The organism is Paenibacillus dakarensis (genome assembly GCF_001373415.1).
GTDB lineage: Bacteria > Bacillota > Bacilli > Paenibacillales > Paenibacillaceae > Paenibacillus_AQ > Paenibacillus_AQ dakarensis.
Genome location: NZ_CDSE01000058.1, coordinates 1 through 21,885, shown reverse-complemented (window position 1 = coordinate 21,885; position 21,885 = coordinate 1). Strand labels below are relative to the sequence as shown.

At 46.4% G+C, this 21,885-nt stretch carries 20 protein-coding genes and 1 pseudogene; 19 read left to right on the top strand and 2 right to left on the bottom strand.

What is annotated here, in order from left to right; translation table 11 throughout:
• Together BN1234_RS15315 and BN1234_RS15310 are read left to right on the top strand one after the other, a co-directional pair.
• Window positions 1-297, top strand: a pseudogene (locus BN1234_RS15315) (M3 family oligoendopeptidase); the annotation flags it as partial.
• A 246-nt stretch (window positions 298-543) separates the two neighbouring features.
• Window positions 544-1,014, top strand: coding sequence for a DinB family protein (locus BN1234_RS15310; RefSeq protein ID WP_054957536.1), 471 nt, complete (start codon window positions 544-546; stop codon window positions 1,012-1,014).
• 122 nt (window positions 1,015-1,136) lie between these two features.
• On the opposite strand, the gene BN1234_RS15305 is transcribed toward BN1234_RS15310, so the two are convergent.
• Complete coding sequence (locus tag BN1234_RS15305) at window positions 1,137-2,666, bottom strand: DHA2 family efflux MFS transporter permease subunit (protein WP_054957535.1); 1,530 nt, start codon at window positions 2,664-2,666, stop codon at window positions 1,137-1,139.
• 289 nt (window positions 2,667-2,955) lie between these two features.
• On the opposite strand from BN1234_RS15305, the gene BN1234_RS15300 reads away from it, so the two are divergent.
• The 13 genes from BN1234_RS15300 to BN1234_RS15240 all read left to right on the top strand — a co-directional run bounded on the left by BN1234_RS15300 (window position 2,956) and on the right by BN1234_RS15240 (window position 15,378).
• On the top strand, window positions 2,956-3,603 hold the full coding sequence (locus tag BN1234_RS15300; RefSeq protein ID WP_054957534.1) for a TetR/AcrR family transcriptional regulator: 648 nt from the start codon (window positions 2,956-2,958) through the stop codon (window positions 3,601-3,603).
• A 189-nt stretch (window positions 3,604-3,792) separates the two neighbouring features.
• Window positions 3,793-4,317 (top strand): DUF2179 domain-containing protein, encoded by a 525-nt coding sequence (locus tag BN1234_RS15295; RefSeq protein WP_054957533.1) that lies wholly within the window; start codon window positions 3,793-3,795, stop codon window positions 4,315-4,317.
• 170 nt (window positions 4,318-4,487) lie between these two features.
• Window positions 4,488-4,709 carry a ribosome rescue factor BrfA gene (gene brfA, locus BN1234_RS15290; protein WP_054957532.1) on the top strand — a complete coding sequence of 74 codons (222 nt, stop codon included), beginning with the start codon at window positions 4,488-4,490 and terminating at the stop codon, window positions 4,707-4,709.
• A 50-nt stretch (window positions 4,710-4,759) separates the two neighbouring features.
• On the top strand, window positions 4,760-5,416 hold the full coding sequence (rnhA, locus tag BN1234_RS15285; RefSeq protein WP_054957531.1) for a ribonuclease H: 657 nt from the start codon (window positions 4,760-4,762) through the stop codon (window positions 5,414-5,416).
• 552 nt (window positions 5,417-5,968) lie between these two features.
• Complete coding sequence (gene deoR / locus BN1234_RS15280; RefSeq protein ID WP_054957530.1) at window positions 5,969-6,904, top strand: DNA-binding transcriptional repressor DeoR; 936 nt, start codon at window positions 5,969-5,971, stop codon at window positions 6,902-6,904.
• Between the two features lie 401 nt (window positions 6,905-7,305).
• Window positions 7,306-7,971: a deoxyribose-phosphate aldolase gene (gene deoC / locus BN1234_RS15275; protein ID WP_054957529.1), complete on the top strand. Its 666-nt coding sequence runs from the start codon at window positions 7,306-7,308 to the stop codon at window positions 7,969-7,971.
• A 28-nt stretch (window positions 7,972-7,999) separates the two neighbouring features.
• Window positions 8,000-8,407, top strand: a complete 408-nt coding sequence (locus tag BN1234_RS15270; protein ID WP_054957528.1) for a cytidine deaminase — start codon at window positions 8,000-8,002, stop codon at window positions 8,405-8,407.
• 77 nt (window positions 8,408-8,484) lie between these two features.
• Window positions 8,485-9,663, top strand: coding sequence for a NupC/NupG family nucleoside CNT transporter (locus tag BN1234_RS15265; protein WP_054957527.1), 1,179 nt, complete (start codon window positions 8,485-8,487; stop codon window positions 9,661-9,663).
• A gap of 48 nt (window positions 9,664-9,711) precedes the next feature.
• The gene (gene deoB, locus BN1234_RS15260; protein WP_054957526.1) at window positions 9,712-10,890 is read left to right on the top strand and encodes a phosphopentomutase; all 1,179 of its coding nucleotides are present in this window, start codon (window positions 9,712-9,714) and stop codon (window positions 10,888-10,890) included.
• Window positions 10,891-10,914: 24 nt separating this feature from the next.
• Window positions 10,915-11,622, top strand: coding sequence for a purine-nucleoside phosphorylase (gene deoD, locus BN1234_RS15255; protein ID WP_054957525.1), 708 nt, complete (start codon window positions 10,915-10,917; stop codon window positions 11,620-11,622).
• Window positions 11,623-11,678: 56 nt separating this feature from the next.
• A complete protein-coding gene (locus tag BN1234_RS15250; protein WP_054957524.1) occupies window positions 11,679-12,980 on the top strand; it encodes a pyrimidine-nucleoside phosphorylase in 1,302 nt (433 codons plus the stop codon).
• A 460-nt stretch (window positions 12,981-13,440) separates the two neighbouring features.
• The gene (locus tag BN1234_RS15245) at window positions 13,441-14,406 is read left to right on the top strand and encodes an MraY family glycosyltransferase (protein WP_054957523.1); all 966 of its coding nucleotides are present in this window, start codon (window positions 13,441-13,443) and stop codon (window positions 14,404-14,406) included.
• A 126-nt stretch (window positions 14,407-14,532) separates the two neighbouring features.
• Window positions 14,533-15,378: an SDR family oxidoreductase gene (locus BN1234_RS15240; RefSeq protein WP_054957538.1), complete on the top strand. Its 846-nt coding sequence runs from the start codon at window positions 14,533-14,535 to the stop codon at window positions 15,376-15,378.
• Window positions 15,379-15,477: 99 nt separating this feature from the next.
• Here the strand turns inward: BN1234_RS15240 and BN1234_RS15235 are convergent, their stop codons facing one another.
• The gene (locus BN1234_RS15235; protein ID WP_054957522.1) at window positions 15,478-16,428 is read right to left on the bottom strand and encodes a BadF/BadG/BcrA/BcrD ATPase family protein; all 951 of its coding nucleotides are present in this window, start codon (window positions 16,426-16,428) and stop codon (window positions 15,478-15,480) included.
• 164 nt (window positions 16,429-16,592) lie between these two features.
• On the opposite strand from BN1234_RS15235, the gene BN1234_RS15230 reads away from it, so the two are divergent.
• The 4 genes from BN1234_RS15230 (at window position 16,593) to BN1234_RS15215 (ending at window position 21,758) form a co-directional block, all read left to right on the top strand.
• Window positions 16,593-17,783: an anhydro-N-acetylmuramic acid kinase gene (locus tag BN1234_RS15230; RefSeq protein ID WP_054957521.1), complete on the top strand. Its 1,191-nt coding sequence runs from the start codon at window positions 16,593-16,595 to the stop codon at window positions 17,781-17,783.
• A gap of 51 nt (window positions 17,784-17,834) precedes the next feature.
• Complete coding sequence (locus BN1234_RS15225) at window positions 17,835-19,265, top strand: FAD-binding oxidoreductase (RefSeq protein WP_054957520.1); 1,431 nt, start codon at window positions 17,835-17,837, stop codon at window positions 19,263-19,265.
• A gap of 14 nt (window positions 19,266-19,279) precedes the next feature.
• A complete protein-coding gene (locus tag BN1234_RS15220; protein WP_054957519.1) occupies window positions 19,280-20,686 on the top strand; it encodes a (Fe-S)-binding protein in 1,407 nt (468 codons plus the stop codon).
• Between the two features lie 286 nt (window positions 20,687-20,972).
• A complete protein-coding gene (locus tag BN1234_RS15215) occupies window positions 20,973-21,758 on the top strand; it encodes a TerC family protein (RefSeq protein WP_054957537.1) in 786 nt (261 codons plus the stop codon).
• The last annotated feature ends 127 nt before the right edge of the window (window positions 21,759-21,885 follow it).

The following is a 21,885-nucleotide window of genomic DNA, read 5'->3' as shown; positions in this document are numbered from 1 at the left end:
TATCTGGAGAGTGGCGGTTTCTGGCATAAGCAGGGCCATATTTTCCAATCTCCGTTCTATTATATCGATTACACATTAGCTCAAATTTGCGCCTTCCAGTTCTGGGTTCGCCTTCATGAGAACTATGAGGCAGCTTGGGCAGATTATCTGAAGCTGTGTCAGGTGGGAGGAAGCAGGTCATTCGTTGAGCTCGTAGAATATGCCGGTTTAACTTCACCGTTCGAAGACGGCACGGTAGCTTCGATTGTCGGAGCGATTGAAAGCTGGCTGAATGAAGTGGATGATAAGGCGCTCTAAGCTGGAGCTGACTACTCCTATATAGGAAAGACAGCTAAGTAAAGAGCCAAGTGAGAGGTGGGGAATTTCCCTACTGCTTCACTTGGTTCTTTTTGTTCATGGTGTACATTATAAATAGGATTAAGGAACATATGGACTACGTTTTCTGATATCCTATTGCCTTGAATTTGTGGTTTCCATATGGAAGGGTTACACTAATTAAGATATTAATAATATTAAATTCATAAGCCGAACGGAGGAATTATTATGTCCAGCAGTATCATTCATTCTGCGAAAGCAATCCACAATATGGCGATTCATCAAATCCAGTCGATACCAGAAGAACTTTTTGATATTCAGGCACCCCAGTTTAATAATACAATTCGCTGGCATGCCGGACATATCATCGTGGTCTTGAATCATTTTCTCTCGATGTCCATTCCTTATTCTTATGAGGTTCCGGAAGGATACAAGGGATTGTTTGGCCCTGGAACGAAGCCTGCGGATTGGGATGTAACGCCTCCAACGAAAGATGAACTGGTGCAGCAATTGTCCGAGCAGCTGGAACATCTGTCAGAAGTAACCCCGGATATGCTTGAAGAAACACTTAAATCGCCGGTTGATTTGGGGAGTAAGCATTTTGAGAAAGCTGGAGAGCTGTTTAATTTCGCACTGCTTCATGAAGCGATGCATCTTGGCAATATTTCGAGCATGCTGAAAGTCGTTAAAACCATGTAATTTCGTGTGTTGAACAATAAAAAAGCGGGATGAGAAAATAGGGTCTTTCCTATTTCCTATCCCGCTTTTTTTCGCACTGAAAAAGGCTCCTGACAGGTCAGGAGCCTTAACATACATTAGGATTACGCGCTCTGAGTAGCAGGAGCTTTATCAGCATCCTTGTCTGCAGCAGGCTTTGTACGTTTAACGAAGAGTGCCAGCACAAATGCGACCACAATAATACCGACGGAGACGAAGAAGGAATCGTTAATACCTTCAATAGTGGCTTGCCCCATGATTTGCTGCTTAAGCGCAGCCAGCTCGTCAGCTGAAGGCTTGCTTGTCAGATTCGCCAAAGCTTCTTGCATCATGTTCTCGCCATGCGTTTCCGTACGTGTAGACATGACCGTAATCAGCAGTGCAGTACCGATCGCACCGGATACTTGGCTGAGTGTACTGTTCATCGCCGTTCCATGCGGTGTATAACGCATTGGAAGCTGATTCAGACCATTGGTCATAATCGGCATCATAACCATGGACATACCGAACATTCGGAACGTATACATCAGGATCAGGGTTTGATAAGAAGTATCCATCGACAGACGGCTAAATGTATAAGTTGTTACAATCGTAATCGTTAATCCGAGTAAACTGAGCACCTTAGGCCCGAACTTATCGAACAGCTTCCCGGTAATAGGAGACATAATCCCCATGACGATCGCTCCCGGAAGCATAAGCAAGCCTGAATCGATTGGTGAAATGCCGCGAATGTTTTGCAGATAAATCGGCATGAGCAGCATGGCAGAGAACATCGCCATGTTTACGGTAACCGAAATGATGGATGCGAGAGCAAACATCGGATATTTATAAACCCTGAAATCGAGCATGGGCTGTTTAAGTTTAAATTGACGGGTAATAAACCAGGTTAATGCGATAACACCAATAGCTAACGAAATATATACCTCTGAATTATGCCAGCCGCCCTGATTGGTATTACCGGCCGTACTAAAGCCATACAGAATTCCACCGAAACCAAAGATAGACAGAATGATGGACAACGTATCGACACTGATGGCGATTTTTTCTTTCTTGTCTTTAAGCTTAAAGAATCCGAGAATCAGAACCAGGAGGCCGATAGGCCAGATGATGTGGAAGAGCATGCTCCATTCATAGTGTTCGATGATCCATCCGGAAAGTGTTGGTCCAATCGCTGGTGCGAAGATCATAACAAGACCGAACATACCCATTGCACCGCCACGTTTCTCTACCGGGAAGCTTGTTAGCATGACGTTCATGAGCAGCGGCATCATGATTGCCGCGCCGGAAGCTTGAACCATACGACCTAGTAACAGCACGGTAAACGATGGTGCAAATCCACCCAAAATCGTTCCTAATGTGAACAGGGTGATTGCTGTTAAGAACAGATGCCTTACGGAAAAACGCTGGATCAAGAATGCAGTGGACGGAATCATAACGCCATTCACCAGCATGTAACCTGTAGTAAGCCACTGTACAGTGGATGGACTCTCAATATTAAAGTCCTTCATGATAGATGGTAATGCAATATTTAGCAGTGTGTTACTTAAGAGAGCAACGAAGGCTCCCACTAAAAGAATAGCTATGATTCCAAAAGTTGAGGTCGAGGTTTTAGATCGACCGTTTATATTCTCCATAGTTTTATTACTCCTCCAGTATTTCAATTGAAAAAACGCACACAAGTTGGAAGGCGTTAATCACCCCTCCTTATATCGAGACACCTCCAGTTTTCTATGTGTTTAGATAATAAATAATTGGACCAGCCTGTATATTAATAAACAACTTGTTTATTAAAAGTCATAAAGTCTATTATAATATACATATTTCTCATTGCAATAAACAATTTGGGATGAAATGTTATTTTATCAACAGGAAAACGCTGCGCTGTCTAATATTTAAATTTTTACATATGGTGGTGGGACTGTAATGAAAGAAAATACAATTGATCGAAGAATAGTTCGAACGAAAAAGGCCTTGCGTGATTCCTTGACGGAATTGATGAAGGAAAAGACGTTTGATGAGATTACAGTAAGTGATCTTACGACTAGAGCGGACATGAACCGAGGTACCTTTTACTTGCATTACCGGGACAAGTACGATTTGCTTCAGCAAAGTGAGGAAGAAATTATTGAAGGGATATTACGAACCCGCGGCAAAAAAAAGATGATGAATCGGGATGACTTATCCAGGTTCGATTATATGAATGAGCCGATTCCTTTTGTGACCGATTTGTTTAAATACCTTCAAGAAAATGCGGAGTTTATGACCGTGATTTTGGGGGCGGGCGGAAATCCGGCTTTTCAGGTGAAGCTTAAGGAGGTCATGCGTGATATTATGGCTGAAGGGATACTTAAGCATCTGAATGAAGATGATTTATCGGTTCCGATTGGATATCTGTCTGCCTTTGCCATTTCGGCTCAACTTGGGGTCGTACAGCACTGGTTAGATACAGGTATGAAGGAAACGCCGGAGGAGGTTTCTTTAATCATCTCGCGGCTCATCTTTGGAGATCCGTCAACCTTGTATAAGAAATCCAAGAAGGACGTGTTTTTAAATATGAATAATGCAGAATGAGGATTTATACATCATGATCTGAACAGATGGACTATATTTACCATCCTGTTTTTTGAATAATCATCTGGTTTATATATAAGGAAAAGAAGCTTCCTTGTATATACAAAAAGGAGATGATGGCATGTATCAAAATCAATCACGGATTCTGTTCTGGAGGTATCGGCCGGAACGGGCTGGGGGCAGATCACAATGATCTCACTTACACTGGTTGCATCCATCATCGGAATTAATGTCGTATATGTATCGATCTTCACGCTTCGTTTGATCCTCATGATTAAAGGAAGAAGAAGTCTCGCATCCTTTCTCGCTATGATCGAAGTGTTCGTTTATTTGATAGGGCTAAATCTCGTCCTGCAAAATGTGGACAATCCCGTCAATATGGCTGCATACTGCCTTGGTTTCGGTCTCGGTGTCTATTTAGGCAGTCTGATCGAGGAATACCTGGCACTCGGATATCTTGTGGTACAGGTCATTGTGGATTCACTTGAAATGGAGCTGCCTGCCAAGCTGAGAGAAAAGGGTTACGGCGTTACTTCATGGGCGGCTGACGGTAAGGATGGAAAGCGTCTTGTATTACAAGTATTGGTGAAACGAAAGAATGAAAGAAAATTAATGGATACGTTAAAAAAATATTCCCCACATGCCTTCATCATTTCCCACGAGCCTAAGAGCTTTAAAGGCGGGTTCTGGGTCAGATCTACCGAGGGACGCTGACTACATATATAAATTGCAAAACATAAATATTGTGCAGAATGGACAGTGATTTACATGTTCTCCTGCACAATTTTTTGATTTTGATCAAAAAATGATGATCATTTCTTGTTCTTCTTCTTAGAATACGCGTACAATAGTAAATAGAAATTCATAAAGGAGAGTGGGAGCTTATGGCCCGTACCAAGACCCAAAAAAACCTTCGCAAGGCAGAACGCGCCGGCAGCTGGTGTGCTGCGAACCTGCGCAAGACCAATAATGATTATGCTGCAATATCACAGCATGTAAGAGTGAAGCCAACGAAACAGGAACAACTGCATAAGGTTAAACATAAAAAGCGGATCGGAGACGATGGTGCTTTTTTTTGTACATATCAGCTTCTTTGCACTTGTTAAAAACTACTGCTATAGTACGCTAGAGAGCAGTTTCGGAATGGAGGGGCTTTATGGCTAAACAGAAGTTCTATGTAGTATGGGTAGGGAAGCAGCCTGGAATTTATACGAACTGGGGCGATTGCCAGCTGCAGGTGAATCAATATACAGGAGCGAAATTCAAGGCGTTCGAATCGAGGGCTGAGGCCGAGAAGGCTTATGCACAAGGATGGAAAAGCTATTGGGGACAGCAGTCGCAGGGTAAAACGGGACCATCGTCAAGGGTGAACAATAGCACAAAGGCCTCTGCAGCGGATCCGGGGGAAATTGACTACAACAGTATTTCTGTTGATGTAGGAACACGTGGTAACCCGGGGCCGGTTGAATATAAAGGGGTAGATACCCGAACCGGTGATGTCATTTTCTCCTGCGGCCCGATCTCAAAGGGGACAAATAATCTGGGTGAATTTCTGGCGATTGTTCATGCGCTTGCTTATTTAAAAAAAATCGGCAGCAGCAAGACGGTGTACAGTGATTCCGTGAATGCGATGAAGTGGGTGAGAGAGAAGAAAGTCGTCTCTACACTGGTGCGGGATGCTTCCACAAAAGAAATATGGGATCTGGTAGACCGGGCTGAACACTGGCTTCGAACGAACTCCTATGACAACAAGGTATTGAAGTGGCAAACGAAAAGCTGGGGCGAGATTAAAGCTGACTATGGAAGGAAATAATTCAGATAAGAAGAGTTTTACACAGGTTATCCCCGTTTTGTGTGTAATATGAGAGTTATCCATAACGAAATGCTCCGGAAAAAGAATCCGGGGTGTTTTTTTATTCACATGTGGATGAATGGCGAAACAGGAAAGGATAACGCATGAAAGTGGATATGTGTATAACTTGTTGTAATAAGCATGTATCCATTAAAGTTATAAACAATTGTTAAGTGAAACTTGAAAATAAAGTGAAATTTCATGAAAGTTATACAGGGTTTGTGAACAGATTCGGGATAACTTTTGCTGAAACAGCAAATAAACCCCTGCACTGGAACATTTTGCGAGGTTATTGTGACAATCCTCATTGAAACTGTGGATAACCCGTGGATTGAAATGCAGGTATGCACAAAAGTTATGAACATATCTATAAACATATTTATAATATGGGAAAGAAGACAAGGATACCATGGCTTTATGAAATGTGCAATAAGAATATCGAATTTTTGCCTTGAACCTTGTATAATGAACCCAATTCGAATAAATGACTATGTTGATAAAGTAGGTTTGTTTATGGATAATGACAAGCAGCGATTATGTATTGAAGCAGCAAGACTATACTATATGTCAGATTACAGTCAGCAGGATATTGCCTCAAAGCTAGGGGTGTCCCGGCCTACCGTATCCCGATTGCTGCAGCATGCTAAAGAGCAAGGGTATGTAAGGATCAGTATTATTGATCCGTTTGAAGATCTGAATGCTCTGGGTGAACAGGTCAAGCAGCGCTACCACCTGAATCAAGTGTTAGTAAGCTACTGCCCGGTTGATGAGCACCGGGAAATCAAGAAGCATATCAGTAAAAAGGCAGCGGAGTATCTGGGTGAAACAGTTCAGGATACAGATATTATCGGAGTGACATGGGGTACGACGATGCATGCCGTGGCTTTGCAGCTTCAGCAAAAGCCGGTTAAGGGTGTTGAAGTGGTACAGCTTAAAGGTGGAGTCAGCCATTCGCACGTCAATACTTATGCGGCTGAAATCGTAAACCTGTTTGCTGATGCGTATCATACGATTGCTATGCATTTACCGCTCCCCGTTATTTTTGACAATGTAGAAGTGAAAAGGATGGTCGAGAAGGATCGGCATATCCAGCGCATTATTCAACTGGGGAAGCAGGCAAACATTGCGGTCTTCACCGTTGGAACGGTAAAAGAAGATGCACTTTTGTTCCGGCTTGGATATTTGAGCGAAGATGAGAAGAAGCTGCTGCAGAAGTCTGGGGCTGGCGATATCTGCTCCAGATTTTTTGACGCGAAAGGGAATGTATGCAGTGATATTATCAATGACCGCACGATTGGCATCGAGCTGGAGGAGCTTCGAAAAAAGGACAAGTCAATCCTGGTTGCAGGTGGACATCGCAAGCTGGATGCAATCAAGGCTGCCTTGATTGGAAGGTACGCTAACGTTTTGGTTACGGATCAGTTCACAGCACAAGCTTTATTAGATTAATTAGTAATGACATGAATAATTGAAGGGCTGTTTAAGGCATCTCCCGGAAAAGTTCTGAAGGTATTCCATCATCAGAATTTTCACAGGGTAAAGATGCCTTTTTCTATTTTAAAGAAGGGCTTTAACTTAGCAAGCGCTCCTGTCCGTGTGTTTATGAATTTAGGAGCCGGGTAAAACGTTATCATAAGAAGCTCCATATTTATTCCAGAATTACTCAGGGATGAAGCTGCTTTTTATGGCAAAGAATGATGAATGTCATTGCAGCCAAGACATGGTGAACAAAATTTCAAACTTGATTTTACATATGTTCAAAGCTGTGATATGATGATCCCGTTCCTTCCTATTATTTAATAGGAATGATAACGCTTTAAAATTTCAAATAACCAAGGAGTGTCAAACCAATGAGCATAGCAGGAATGATAGATCACACGCTGCTTAAAGCGGACGCAGTACAACAAGAAGTAACGAAACTAATCTCCGAAGCGAAACAATATGAATTTGCTTCCGTTTGTGTGAATCCAACATGGGTGGCATATGCTGCAGAGCAGCTCGCAGGAACGAAAGTGAAGGTATGTACTGTAATCGGGTTCCCTCTGGGAGCAACGACTTCTGCTGTAAAGGCTTTTGAAGCGAAAGATGCTATTGAGAACGGCGCTACAGAAGTAGATATGGTGATAAATATTGGTGCATTAAAAGATAATAATGACGAGTTGGTATTGAACGATATCAAAGCGGTTGTAGATGCGGCTTCTGGCAAGGCGCTTGTAAAGGTCATTATCGAGACAAGCCTGCTGACTGACGAAGAAAAGGTTCGTGCATGTGAATTGTCTGTAAAAGCTGGCGCTGACTTTGTTAAGACTTCCACTGGCTTCTCTACTGGCGGCGCAACCGCGGCAGACGTAGCTTTGATGCGTAAAACCGTTGGTGAAAAAACCGGAGTAAAGGCATCAGGCGGCGTGCGCAGCCTGGAAGATATGAACAGCATGATTGAAGCTGGAGCTACCCGAATTGGTGCAAGCTCAGGCGTGAAGATCATGGAAGGCGGACAATCCACATCATCTTATTAAAGTCAGCTAATAGGGAGGATGAACTTAAGTGAAAGAAAAGTTGATTCAAGAGGCGATTGAAGCACGCGAGCAGGCTTATGTCCCTTACTCTAAATTTAAAGTCGGCGCTGCGATCTTGACGGGCGGTAAAGTGTACCGGGGATGCAATGTGGAGAACGCATCCTACGGGCTTACCAACTGTGCAGAGCGCACTGCCATTTTTAAAGCCATATCCGAAGGGAACCGGAAGATCGAAGCGATTGCTGTTGTCGCAGATACCGAGGGACCTGTATCACCTTGCGGAGCCTGCCGTCAGGTGCTTGCTGAATTTTGCGATCAGGATACCAAGATTTATTTAACGAATCTGCATGGTAACACGGAAGAGTGGACCATGGCTAAGCTGCTGCCAGGGGCTTTTCAAGCGGATGATATGGATAAAACAACAACGGTCAATTAATAAGTTTGAAAGTGTCTTGTGAAAACTTCTCAGTATTTAAAATCCAATAAAGCTTATTGATGGGGGACCATTACATCATGAAATATTTAATCGCGATATTAGGTGTCCTTGTGGTATTCGGCTTAGCATTCCTGATTAGTAATGATAAGCGCCGCATCCGTTACCGTCCCATTGTCATAATGATTCTGCTGCAGTTAATTCTGGGCTTTGTACTGCTAAATACAGGTGCTGGTGAATTCCTGGTTCTGGGGATAGCGAACACGTTCGACTCTTTGCTCGGATATGCAGCAGCAGGTGTTGATTTCGTATTTGGCGGAATGGCAAATGAAGGAGCAGGTCCGTTTTTCCTGAACGTATTGCTGCCCATTGTATTTATCTCAGCCTTGATCGGTATTTTGCAGTATATCAAGCTGCTGCCGATCATTGTGAAATACATTGGTATTGTCTTAAGTAAAGTTAACGGTATGGGTAAGCTGGAGTCCTATAACGCGGTAGCATCGGCAATTTTGGGACAATCCGAGGTATTCATTTCGGTGAAGAAGCAGATCGCGCTTATTCCGAAGCACCGGATGTACACGCTGTGTGCATCAGCGATGTCTACAGTTTCTATGTCCATTGTCGGCGCATATATGACGATGATTGAACCGAGATACGTGGTAACAGCACTCGTACTCAATCTGTTTGGCGGATTTATTATCGCATCGATCGTAAACCCGTACACCGTACCTAAAGAAGAGGATATTCTGGAGGTACAGGAAGAAGGCAAGCAATCTTTCTTCGAGATGCTTGGAGAATATATTATGGACGGGTTCAAGGTAGCGATAACGGTTGCTGCGATGTTGATCGGATTCGTTGCTTTGATCGCTATGATCAATGGTATTTTTGCTGCCATACTGGGCATTTCATTCCAGCAGCTTCTGGGATATATCTTTGCACCGCTCGCCTTTGTTATGGGTGTGCCTTGGAAAGAAGCCGTTGACGCCGGCAGCATCATGGCTACAAAGCTGGTGTCCAACGAGTTTGTCGCGATGCTGGAGCTGGGTAACTTTAAGAATATGTCCGAACGAACAGTCGGCATTGTATCGGTATTCCTCGTTTCTTTTGCGAACTTCTCATCCATCGGTATCATTTCAGGTGCAGTGAAGGGACTTAACGAGAAGCAAGGGAACGTGGTTGCACGTTTTGGACTTAAACTGCTGTACGGAGCAACATTGGTAAGTGTACTGTCTGCAACGATTGCAGGATTGTTCCTGTAACTTATAGAAGTAGGCTTTGAGAAAATACTGAAATGGGGGAACTTGGAGATGGAACAATTTAAACGAATTCATCTGGTCGTAATGGACTCCGTAGGTATTGGCGAAGCGCCGGATGCCGCTGCCTTTGATGATACAGGGGCAGATACCCTTGGACATATCGCTCGCGAATGCGGTGGCCTGAACATGCCGCATATGTCAGAGCTTGGCTTATCTAATATCCGCGAAATTGAAGGTGTGCCGGTGGCTGATAAGCCGCGCGCATACTTTACCAAGATGCAAGAGGCTTCCAATGGTAAAGATACCATGACTGGACACTGGGAGATCATGGGACTTTATATCGATACACCGTTTCGGGTGTTTCCTGAAGGCTTCCCGGAAGAGCTCATTACCCGTATTGAAGAAAAGACAGGCCGGAAGGTTATTGGAAATAAACCGGCCAGCGGAACCGAAATTATTGAGGAGCTCGGCGAAGAGCATGTGAAGACAGGTGCGCTCATTGTGTATACCTCTGCAGACTCTGTACTCCAAATTGCTGCACATGAAGACGTAGTTCCTCTGAAGGAGCTTTATGAAATTTGTGAATTCTGCCGTCAGATCACACTTGAGGATCCTTATATGCTCGGACGTATTATTGCCCGTCCGTTCGTAGGAGAAGTTGGACAGTTCAAGCGTACAGCGAATCGCCATGACTATGCGCTTAAGCCGTTCGGGCGTACAACGATGAATGAATTGAAGGATGCCGGATTTGACGTTATCGCTCTGGGTAAAATTTCCGACATTTACGATGGAGAAGGGATCACTGAAGGCATCCGAACCGTGTCTAACATGGACGGAATGGACAAATTGGTGGAGACCATGGATAAACCGTTTAAAGGTCTCAGCTTCGTAAACCTCGTTGATTTCGATGCTGTCTACGGACACCGCCGTGATCCGAAAGGATACGGTCAGGCTCTTGAAGAATTTGATGCGCGTCTGCCTGAGGTATTCTCCAAAATGGGCGAGGATGATCTTCTGATCATCACAGCTGACCACGGTAACGATCCTACTTACAAGGGAACAGATCATACCCGTGAATTCGTTCCGCTGCTTGTATATTCCCCTCGTTTTGCCGGAGGTAAGGAACTGCCGCTTCGGAAGACGTTTGCGGATATTGGAGCAACGGTAGCCGAGAACTTTGGCGTAACAAGTCCTGCTTATGGAACAAGCTTTTTGAATGATCTGAAATAATATCAGAAAGTAGAGGGATGGAATATGAGTACACATATTGGAGCAAAACCTGGAGATATAGCAGAATCGATCCTCCTGCCAGGAGATCCGCTGCGGGCAAAATATATCGCAGATACCTACCTTGAAGATGTGATCTGTTATAACGAGGTTCGCGGTATGTATGGTTTTACAGGAACGTACAAGGGTAAAAGAGTATCTGTGCAAGGGACAGGCATGGGGGTTCCATCCATCGGTATCTATGTCAATGAGCTGATCTCTGAATATGGCGTAAAGAATCTGTTCCGTGTAGGAACTTGCGGCGCGATGCAGGAGAATGTGCATGTTCGTGACGTTATTTTGGCACAGGCTGCTTGTACAGATTCTGCTATGAACCACCATCATTTCCAAGGTTATGATTTCTCCCCGATCGCAAGCTTTCCGCTGATGAAGGCTGCATATGATCGAGGTGTAGACAAAGGTCTGAATTTGCATGTAGGTAACGTATTTACCTCTGATGTCTTCTACCGTGAAGACAAAACAGCGGTACAAAAGCTGATGGATCACGGCGTTCTCGCTGTAGAGATGGAAACAACGGCTCTGTATACGATTGCGGCAAGAAAAGGCGCAAGAGCGCTGACTATTCTGACTGTCAGTGATCATCTTCTGACCGGAGAAGAGACAACCTCGGAAGAGCGTCAGACGACCTTCCAGGAGATGATGGAAGTAGCACTGGACACAGCGATTTCTGTTTAATATTTTGTCCTGTAGGCTTATTGGTATCATTTTATATATAGTGAGGAGCATGTGCGATGAGAATGGTGGATTTGATTGCAAAGAAACGTGACGGACATGAGCTGACAACTGAAGAGATTAATTTCTTTATTAACGGATACACCAAAGGCGATATTCCTGACTATCAAGTAAGCGCAATGGCAATGGCCATTTTCTTTAAGGATATGACAGATCGTGAACGGGCTGATCTCACGATGGCTATGGTAAATTCGGGTGAAACGATCGACTTGTCTGCCATTGAAGGCGTCAAGGTCGATAAGCACTCTACTGGCGGTGTAGGCGATACAACGACGCTTGTGCTCGCACCACTCGTAGCTGCACTGGATATTCCGGTAGCGAAAATGTCCGGACGCGGCCTGGGCCATACCGGGGGAACGATCGACAAGCTGGAATCCATTGAAGGCTTCCATGTGGAAATCAGCAAGGATGAATTTATTAATCTGGTTAATAAACATAAAATTGCAGTCATCGGACAGACGGGGAACCTGACGCCTGCGGACAAGAAGCTGTATGCGCTCCGTGATGTAACGGCTACTGTCGATTCTATTCCGCTGATTGCGAGCTCCATTATGAGTAAGAAGATTGCTGCCGGCTCAGATGCGATTGTACTTGATGTAAAGACGGGTGCAGGAGCATTTATGAAAACGGTAGAGGATGCAAAAGAACTGGCACACGCGATGGTTAGCATCGGAAACAACGTTGGTCGCAAGACGATGGCGGTTATTTCCGATATGAGCCAGCCGCTTGGAGAAGCTATCGGTAACTCTCTGGAAGTTCAAGAAGCGATTGACACCCTTCGCGGTGAAGGTCCGAAGGATCTGGAAGAGCTTTGCCTTGCACTCGGCAGACAAATGGTATTCCTCGCGAATAAGGCTGAATCTTTGGAAGAGGCTGAAGAGAAGCTGAAAGAAGTTATGCGAAACGGTAAGGCGCTTGAGAAATTCAAGGAGTTTATTGCTAATCAGGGCGGAGATGCATCCGTTGTGGATAACCCTGAGAAACTGCCTCAGGCGAAGTACAAAATTGAGCTGCCAGCTCTTGAGGATGGTGTAGTTGCCGAGCTCGTTGCTGACGAAATCGGTACTGCAGCTATGCTTCTAGGTGCAGGACGCGCAACGAAGGAATCTGAAATCGATCTGGCTGTTGGGCTTATGCTGAACAAGAAGATTGGTGACAAGGTACAGAAGGGTGACAACCTCGTAACGATTCATGCGAATCGTGAAAATGTGGATGATGTTAAAGAAAAGCTGTACGCAAGCATCCGCATTTCCGATCATGCAGAAGCTCCTGTGCTTGTGCATGACATCGTAACGGAATAGAAATATCAGTTTTAAAAATAGCGAAACCGTCCCTATCAGAATGGCGGCAAGTCCGTCCCATTCCGCTAGGGGCGGTTTCTTTTTGGAATTCGCCTGGATAGGCTGTTGGATGGGGATCATATTATCCGCTCCATGCGCATATATTGGGGGTAGGGAAACGTAGGCAAGGCAGTAATGAGACGGGAGAGTGAGCCGCAGAAGAGCCATCCTGAAGCTTAGAGGGAGGCGGCGGCTATGACAATCGATCAGCTGATTGCTTTACTGGCACTTATCGTTATGATTATCGGGCTTGCAATCAACAAAGGAAGATCATAAGCAGGTCCGAAAGGAGGGCAGTGATGCCCTCTATTTTTTTATATTATTTGGACGGATGTCACTTGATATATTGCTAGATTTCCTAGAAGGACATATACTGTGATTACAATGTTCTCCATATTTCTTCAATATTTAGGAGGAAAGTATGCTTTACGTAACCGCATTTGTCGTTTCTATGGTGCTTGTGCTTCTGCTAATACCGCCTTTTCGAAAGCTTGCTGTCAAAATTGACTTTATGGATAAGCCAAGGGCTGACAGTGAACGTAAAATTCACCGTGAGCCGATACCGCTAACTGCAGGAATCGCTATTTTTATCGGTTTTTTTATTACCTATTTCTTATTTATTGGCACCATTACCAAAGAATCCATCGGAATTTTACTTGGAAGTGTGCTTATTTTAGGGATTGGACTTATTGATGATTGGTACAAGACTCACGGCAAAGAGCTGGCTTCGCTGCCTAAACTGATTGTTCAGGTGTGCGCTGCCGTCATTGTTTACAGTTCGGGCATTGCATTTGAAGGGTTTAATAATCCGTTTAACGGTCACTATGTTAACCTGCCGGAATGGATGCAGCTGATGCTGACAATCCTGTGGATCTTCGGCGTGACCACCGTCATTAATTTCTCGGACGGAATTGACGGCCTGGCTGGGGGATTGTCAGCCATTTCAGGCGGAACCCTGTTCGTGGTTGCCCTGACGCTCGGAAGAGGGGACTCAGCATTTCTTGCTGTCATCCTGGTAGGCGCTGCTCTTGGTTACCTGCGCTACAATAAACCGCCGGCTCGAGTATTTATGGGAGACGCCGGAGCGACGTTCCTCGGCTTCATACTCGGAATAATCGCATTGGATGGAGCCTTTAAAGGGGCTACCGTTGCCTCGCTTATCGTTCCGATCTTTGCACTGGGTGTGCCGATATTCGATAACATTATTGTGGTGATCCGCAGACTTCGCCAGTCGAAGCCGATCTATCAGGCGGATGCCTCACAGGCGCATTACCGGCTGCTTGCAACAGGATTAAACCAGAAGCAGACGCTCATATTTTTGTGTTTGCTTAATCTTTGCTTTGGATTGACGGCCATTATTCTTGCTTTGAATGAAGCGGGAGTGTAGCCGAACGATTAAAGAATAGGTCAAAATTAATGATAAGGGTGTTCCACGAAGGTCTAGGATCTGGAGGGACGCCCTTTTTTATAACCTAGTGAAATAAGGTTAAAGGAGGCCTGAGGTATGAAGGACATGTCGGGTAAAATCGTTATCGTTACAGGAGCCAACTCCGGTATGGGGCTTGCGTCCTCAATAGAACTGGCCCGGCTAGGTGCCAACGTCATCATGGTGTGCCGCAATCAGGCAAGGGGAGAAGCAGCCTTGGAGCAGGCCCGGAAAGAGAGTGGTAACCCGGACATCGAGCTGATGACATGTGATCTCGGATCTCTCGCGGGCATAAGAAGCTTTGGAGCGGCGTTCAAGGAGAAATACGACCGGCTGGATGTGCTGCTGAACAATGCAGGGGTTATCACCTTAAAGAGGGAGACCACTTCAGATGGATTCGAAGCGATGATGGGGGTGAATCATCTGGGTCATTTTTTGCTGACACATGAATTGCTGGAACTCCTGCTTCGCTCACGCCAGGGCCGGATTGTTAATGTATCTTCGGGGGCACATAAAGTGGGACGAATCCATTTTGAAGATCCTTGGCTAACGAAGAGGTTCAATGTGGCGAAAGGATATGCACAGTCGAAGCTGGCAAATGTCCTGTTCACCAAGGAGCTTGCCCGCCGATTAAAGAACAGCTCGGTGACGGTAAATTCACTTCATCCCGGTGCGGTCAGCACAAGTTTAGGCGTGGATCGGAAGAGTGGCTTCGGCAAAATGGCTTATAAGCTGCTGAATCCCTTCTTCCAGACGCCGCTAGAGGGCGCTGGAACTGCAATTTATTTAGCGGCGAGCGCGGATGCAGAATCCATGACAGGACAATATTTCATCAAGTGTAAGCCGGCAAAGGTCTCAGCGCAGGCCAATGACCCTCAGCTTGCAGAACGATTATGGGTGTGGAGTGAAGGACAAGTGGGGATATCGCAGTAAGAGGAAGTGAGGGCTCCGGATGAGTTAGAAGACCGTAGCAGCAGACCGCAACGACAGCCATGTTATGGCATCTTGCCGTCGCGGTCTCATTATGATCCCTTAACCTTCTTTTACAAATAGCTTTCGGGCTAACAGAGCTGCACCGTCCGCGGGGAAAAGATCCTCTCTCCCTTGGGCGAATGACAGACGCGGGAAGCGGCTTAACAATGCTTCACGAAAGGTATCACGAAACATATCAGAGTGCTTAAATATGGAGCCGGCACATACTGCTACAGTCTGTTCAAGATCGGGGTTCTTACCAATCAGCGTCGTAGTCGTCTCCGCAAGCTCTCTTGCCTGGTTCTGCAAAATCCCTTGGGCTAACGAGTCCCCGCTCTTCGCTGCTTCCACACAATAGCGTGCAAACGCAGCAATATCAGTTCTTCCAATGGAGGAGCGATAGACATAAGCTTTCAGTTCGGAAATATGCTCGAAATTGTAGGCTTGCGTAATAAGCTGTGTCATTACAGTAGGCGGCAGGATACCCTCAAGACTCTTAATGACCGTCTTCAGGCTTAACAGGCCGATTTGGTAGCCGCTGCCCTCATCACCGAGAATATGGCCCCAGCCTCCAACACGGTACAGCTGACCATCTCTTGTTATGCCATATGTATTGGATCCGGTGCCCGATATGACGAGAATGCCGTATTCACGGTCCAGCGAAGCCATCAAGGATATTTCTGCTTCCGTTCTGATTGTGATCGGATAGGATAAACCGCGTTGTTCCTGATAGGTATGAAGAAAGGAAATGACCTGTTCTTTTTCTTGGGCAGAACTCACGCCTGACATTCCCAGACATATCCCCTTCATCGTGAATTCGGTCAATGACGAGGAGAGAGGGGCTGTTAACTGATCCAGTACGTTTGTAAGCTCCTGCATGGCTCCCTCAAAAGTAACAACATACGGATTTGTAGAGCTTCCCAAATAGCGGGATAAAGGTTTGCCTTGTTCGTTGATGGCGACCGCTTCTGTCTTCGTGCCGCCTCCGTCAACGCCTAGATATAATTCCATCGCTAATCACTTCGCCTTCCATATTAAGTAGAGAAGCTAACAACAATCATCTTAAAATAAAATTTTAAAAACACTATATTCAATTGAAATATTATTTCATACATTCTATAATATACACATTCCAGCCATTTTGAAAGCGATATCATAAAAAAGGGGGACGCATCATGTTTCAGTTCAGCCGGGATGAGGATATACCGGTCATTGCTGCAGGGCTTATGTCAGGGACCTCACTGGATGGTATTGATGCCGCTGTCGTTCGGATTACCGGAAGCGGATTGAAGTCAGAGGTGGATCTCCTCCACTATAATCATACACCCTATGACGTGCAGGTCCGGGAGAAGCTAAAAGACCTATGCAGTCTTGAACATTCAAGCAGTGCAGCAATATGCAGTATGAATGCTTATCTCGGAAGTCTGTTTGCGGATGCGGCGATACGAGCTGTACAGGAGGCGAGCCTGTCGATGGATGACATTCATTTCATCAGCTCGCATGGACAGACCATCTGGCATATTCCTGAAGGGGAGGCCGGTGAACCATATTCCATTCCCTCTACACTTCAAATTGGCGATATTTCAGTGATTGCAAAGAATACAGGAGCTATGGTCGTAGGCGATTTCAGGCCTGCGGATATGGCTGTAGGGGGACAAGGAGCACCGCTCGTTCCTTATGGTGACTTTATTCTGTTCCGGCATGAATCCAAAGGCAGGGTGCTTCAAAATATAGGCGGGATTGGCAACTGCTCAGTGATCAAGGGCGGTGCTGCTGCTGAGGATGTGTACGCATTTGATACAGGGCCGGGCAATATGATAATTGATGAAGTGATTTTTGCCTTATCCGAAGGGCGCCTAACCTATGATGAAGGGGGACAATGGGCTGCGCAAGGGAAGGCAGACCAGATCCTGCTGGCAGAGATGATGTCCCATCCTTATTTCACTACAACACCTCCCAAGTCTACGGGCAGGGAGCTGTTCGGCAAGGCTTATGCGGCTTGGTTCATGGCTGCAGCCGAAGCGCGCCATCTATCCGATGCAGACATCATTGCAACTGCGACTGCGTTTACTGCGAGAACCATCGTTGATAGCTACGAGAAGTATGTGTTTCCAGTTTGCGAGATTCAGGAGGTTATTGTTAGCGGAGGGGGCGCTCATAACAATGAACTGATGCGTATGATTGCCGAGATGCTGCCGGATCAGAGAATCATGACCTCAGCGCAGCTTGGATTTAATGATGACGCGAAAGAAGCTGTTATTTTTGCACTGCTTGGCAATGATTTTATGCATGGGATACCGAACAATCTGCCTTCGGCAACAGGCGCGCGGCGTCCGGTTGTGATGGGCAAGCTGGCGCTGCCATAAAGAGCGGCCGGTGAATGGATGAGAGAGGATCATGAAGAGAGGGTGAACAGAATGATTGAACAGCATATACGAAAACAGCTGGCGGCAGTCGTAGGGGAAAAATGGCTTAAGGACGATACGGAAAGCCTCGTCTCTTACAGTTATGATGCAACACCGTTGTATCAATCGATGCCTGATGGTGTTGTTTTTCCGGCATCAACGCAGGAGGTATCCGATATTGTAAAAATATGTGCCCAGAATCATATTCCCATTGTCAGCAGGGGAGCAGGCAGCAATCTATGCGGGGGAACGGTACCGCTCCAAGGCGGGCTTATTATCGTAATGACCCGGATGAACAAGCTGCTTGAGATTGACAGGGACAATCTTACCGCAACCTTTCAGACCGGTCTGAATACGAAGCAGTTCCATCAAACCGTGGAGCAGAGCGGACTGTTCTATCCGCCTGATCCGAGCAGCATGATTATCTGTACGATGGGCGGCAATATTGCGCTGGGCGCAGGCGGTCTGCGGGGGCTGAAGTACGGCACAACCAAGGATTACGTGCTCGGACTGGAAGCGGTTCTGCCGGATGGAAGCATTATGCGAACCGGGGGCAAGCTTGTGAAGGATGCTGCAGGTTATGACTTAACCCGACTGCTCGTGGGGTCGGGAGGTACGCTTGCCATCTTGACGGAAGCTACGGTGAAGCTGATTCCGAAGCCGACTTACCGGCGTGCGATGGTGGCAATTTACGACGATATTTATGCTGCTGCACGAACGGTCTCAAATATTATAGCCAATCATATTTTTCCATGTACGCTTGAATTTATGGATCAGCCGACGCTTCAGGTGGTAGAGGATTTTGCAAAGATTGGGCTGCCTGTGCATGCGAAGGCGATGCTCGCCATTGAACAGGATGGCAGAGTGGAAGACGTGGAGCGTGATCTGAAGCGCATTGAGGAGATATGCATGGAATCCGGCGCTGCAGAGATGAAGATTGCAGCTTCACCAGAAGAAGGGGCCAAGGTGATGGAGGCCCGGCGCAGCGCGCTCGCAGCCTTGTCACGTCTGCGTCCGACAACGATTCTGGAGGACGCCACGGTTCCACGGTCCAAGATTGCCGATATGGTGCTGGAGGTTCAGCGTATAGCTCAGAAATATAATGTACAGATCTGCACATTCGGCCATGCCGGAGACGGAAACCTCCACCCGACAGCAATGACAGACGCCAGAGATGCTGAGGAAATTCATAGAGTAGAGCAAGCATTCGCTGAGATATTCGAAGCGGCCATTGCGATGGGCGGGACGATCACGGGAGAGCATGGTGTAGGCATTGTAAAAGCTCCATACCTGGAATGGAAAGTCGGTGCTGCCGGCCTTGATATGATGCAGCGGATTAAGAATGCTATTGATCCGGACGGTATTATGAACCCGGGCAAAATGTTTGCTGCAACGCGAAAACGAATTGTTATGCAGGAGCAGTCTATGGCAGCGGAAGCATAAAGGGGATGAATGGAATGGAAAAATCACATGGTGCGCTGGCACAGCGCATGAAGCTGACGCTGGATGAAGAACAGTTAACGAACTGTATGCGCTGCGGCTTTTGCCAAATGGCCTGCCCGACATTTCTGGAGACGGGGCTTGAAGCTGCATCGCCGCGGGGCCGGATTGCCCTGATGAAAGCAGTCGTAGACGGGATTATGGAGCCAGATGAAAGCTTTCAGAGCCAGATGGATTTATGCCTCGGCTGCCGTGCCTGTGAGCCTGCATGTCCCTCTGATGTAAAATACGGCCAGCTCATTGAGCAGACAAGAGCAGCTATTGCGAAGGAGAAGGAGTTCTCCATACCTGTGAAGCTTGTGCGGAAGACATTCTTAGAGGGGATATTTCCACATAAAGGCCGGCTGAAATTTGTGGGGAAGACGCTTAAGTTTTATCAAAAGTCAGGATTACAGAAGTTTGCAAGGAACTCTGGTGCCATGAAGATGTTTCCGGAACATCTGCAAGAGCTCGAAAGGGTGATTCCTTCTGTATCCGGAGAAGGACTTAATGAACTGTGGAAGAAAACCGGTCTGCCTGCACGCACGGAGAAAACCATCTCAGGCGCTGACTTAATCATCATTCCGGCTGTGGGTGAGATGGTGGCAAGGGTAGGCATGTTCCGGGGCTGCATTATGGATGTCATGTTCGCACCGACGAATGTGAACACGGTGAGGCTGCTAAGGCAGGCTGGCTTTGAAGTGGTTATACCGGATCATCAGGTGTGCTGCGGAGCACTGCACGCTCATGCGGGTGAACTGGATGATGCCAAGAGTCTGGCAGCCCAGAATGTTACAGCCTTTCTTGAAGCGGGTGTAGACTACATTGCCAGCAATGCTGGCGGATGCGGGGCGCTGCTCAGAGAGTATGATCATCTGATGAAGGATGAGGGCGATGCAGAGCAGCGGGTCCTGGCAGAGAAATTTGCCAGACAGGTGAAGGATATTTCCGAGCTGCTGAAGGATATCGGTCGTCCGCTTGAGCCGATTCAGCATGCCAAGGACGGGAAGCTGAAGGTAACCTACCAGGATTCATGCCATCTCCGGAACGTCATGCGTGTGCAGGGGCAGCCGAGAGAATTGATTCATCAGCTGGGCGGCGTAAGCCTGTGTGAGCTCCAGGGAGCGGAAGTCTGCTGCGGCTCGGCCGGAATTTACAATATGCTTCAGCCTGAAATGTCGATGGATCTGCTGGATCACAAGATGGAGCATGTGAAGGAAACTCATGCAAATGTAGTGATCACTTCGAACCCCGGTTGCCTGCTTCAGATGAAATGGGGCATCGAGCGGGCTGGTGTTCAGGACCGTGTAGAAGCCGTTCATTTGGCGGACTTTTTAGTCGAGCAGGTTCACCTTTATGATAAAGATAAGGATAAAGATGTTTAAATTTTTCTAGAAATGTGTATTATTCTACAAGTAAGGCATGCTATAATTCATTTAATTAGTAAAGGGGAGTAGCTCTACAATAAAGTCGTCATTACGTGACATTCGTGTCTCCGGCTTTGTTGGCAACGAAAGTTGTTTGCGAGACCTTTGCCGTTATCGGTAAAGGTATCTATTCCTGATTTACAACCATGGACAAATACCTTTACCACCGTCTTTCGGGGTAAGGGTATTTTTTGTTTCCTTCTCACCGGATGAACGGATCAAATCATAGAAGGGAAGAATGGTGATGGATACAGGTCTTTTGCTGGAGTATGGTTGGGTACTGCTCGTTTTAATCGGTTTGGAGGGAATTCTTGCAGCGGATAATGCACTCGTCATGTCAATCATGGTCAAGCATCTTCCGGAAGACCGGAGAAAGAAGGCGCTGTTTTACGGGTTGGCTGGTGCGTTTGTGTTTCGTTTTGCCTCTCTCTTCGTTATTTCGTATCTTGCGGACGTCTGGTATGTTCAGGCAATAGGAGCCGTATATTTGTTGTATATTAGTGTGAATCACATCGTAAAGCAATTGTTCGTGAAGAAGAAAACACATATGAAGGAAGCAGTGAAAAAAGAAGAGAATTTCTGGGTCACAGTGCTTAAAGTCGAGCTGGCAGACATCGCTTTTGCGGTAGATGCTATTCTGGCAGCCGTTGCACTTGCCCTGACATTACCGGCAACCGGGCTGCCGCAAATCGGCGGAATGGACGGCGGTCAGTTCCTAGTCATATTTGCCGGCGGTATTATCGGTCTTATTATTATGCGTTTCGCAGCTACGTATTTCGTCAAATTACTGGAGCGGAAGCCCGGCCTTGAAACCGCAGCATTTCTGATTGTCGGATGGGTTGGGATCAAGCTTGCTGTATACACCCTCGCGCATCCTGAGGTGGCAGTGCTTGAGAAGACCTTCCCGAAAAGCACGGGTTGGAAGCTGACCTTCTGGGGAATCCTGATCTTGATTGCAATTCTCGGCTGGTTCCTCTCGAAAGATAAGAGTGAAATGACAAAGGCTGAACAGAAGCAGCTCGAGTCTTGATTCATGTTAAGGTTTTAAGTAAAAAACTGTGAATAGGTTAATGCTTATTGTGGTTGCTCCTATACAGGAGTAGAATGTTAGTGTCAGGCAGTAACCTTGTTATGATTGAACCAGCCTTATTGGCGGG

Bases quoted from the DNA above. Each gene is read 5' to 3' on its own strand.
- BN1234_RS15310 (WP_054957536.1), top strand. From the start codon at position 544: ATGTCCAGCAGTATCATTCATTCTGCGAAAGCAATCCACAATATGGCG.
- BN1234_RS15305 (WP_054957535.1), bottom strand. From the start codon at position 2,666: ATGGAGAATATAAACGGTCGATCTAAAACCTCGACCTCAACTTTTGGA.
- BN1234_RS15300 (WP_054957534.1), top strand. From the start codon at position 2,956: ATGAAAGAAAATACAATTGATCGAAGAATAGTTCGAACGAAAAAGGCC.
- BN1234_RS15295 (WP_054957533.1), top strand. From the start codon at position 3,793: ATGATCTCACTTACACTGGTTGCATCCATCATCGGAATTAATGTCGTA.
- brfA (WP_054957532.1), top strand. From the start codon at position 4,488: ATGGCCCGTACCAAGACCCAAAAAAACCTTCGCAAGGCAGAACGCGCC.
- rnhA (WP_054957531.1), top strand. From the start codon at position 4,760: ATGGCTAAACAGAAGTTCTATGTAGTATGGGTAGGGAAGCAGCCTGGA.
- deoR (WP_054957530.1), top strand. From the start codon at position 5,969: ATGGATAATGACAAGCAGCGATTATGTATTGAAGCAGCAAGACTATAC.
- deoC (WP_054957529.1), top strand. From the start codon at position 7,306: ATGAGCATAGCAGGAATGATAGATCACACGCTGCTTAAAGCGGACGCA.
- BN1234_RS15265 (WP_054957527.1), top strand. From the start codon at position 8,485: ATGAAATATTTAATCGCGATATTAGGTGTCCTTGTGGTATTCGGCTTA.
- deoB (WP_054957526.1), top strand. From the start codon at position 9,712: ATGGAACAATTTAAACGAATTCATCTGGTCGTAATGGACTCCGTAGGT.
- deoD (WP_054957525.1), top strand. From the start codon at position 10,915: ATGAGTACACATATTGGAGCAAAACCTGGAGATATAGCAGAATCGATC.
- BN1234_RS15250 (WP_054957524.1), top strand. From the start codon at position 11,679: ATGAGAATGGTGGATTTGATTGCAAAGAAACGTGACGGACATGAGCTG.
- BN1234_RS15245 (WP_054957523.1), top strand. From the start codon at position 13,441: ATGCTTTACGTAACCGCATTTGTCGTTTCTATGGTGCTTGTGCTTCTG.
- BN1234_RS15240 (WP_054957538.1), top strand. From the start codon at position 14,533: ATGTCGGGTAAAATCGTTATCGTTACAGGAGCCAACTCCGGTATGGGG.
- BN1234_RS15235 (WP_054957522.1), bottom strand. From the start codon at position 16,428: ATGGAATTATATCTAGGCGTTGACGGAGGCGGCACGAAGACAGAAGCG.
- BN1234_RS15230 (WP_054957521.1), top strand. From the start codon at position 16,593: ATGTTTCAGTTCAGCCGGGATGAGGATATACCGGTCATTGCTGCAGGG.
- BN1234_RS15225 (WP_054957520.1), top strand. From the start codon at position 17,835: ATGATTGAACAGCATATACGAAAACAGCTGGCGGCAGTCGTAGGGGAA.
- BN1234_RS15220 (WP_054957519.1), top strand. From the start codon at position 19,280: ATGGAAAAATCACATGGTGCGCTGGCACAGCGCATGAAGCTGACGCTG.
- BN1234_RS15215 (WP_054957537.1), top strand. From the start codon at position 20,973: ATGGATACAGGTCTTTTGCTGGAGTATGGTTGGGTACTGCTCGTTTTA.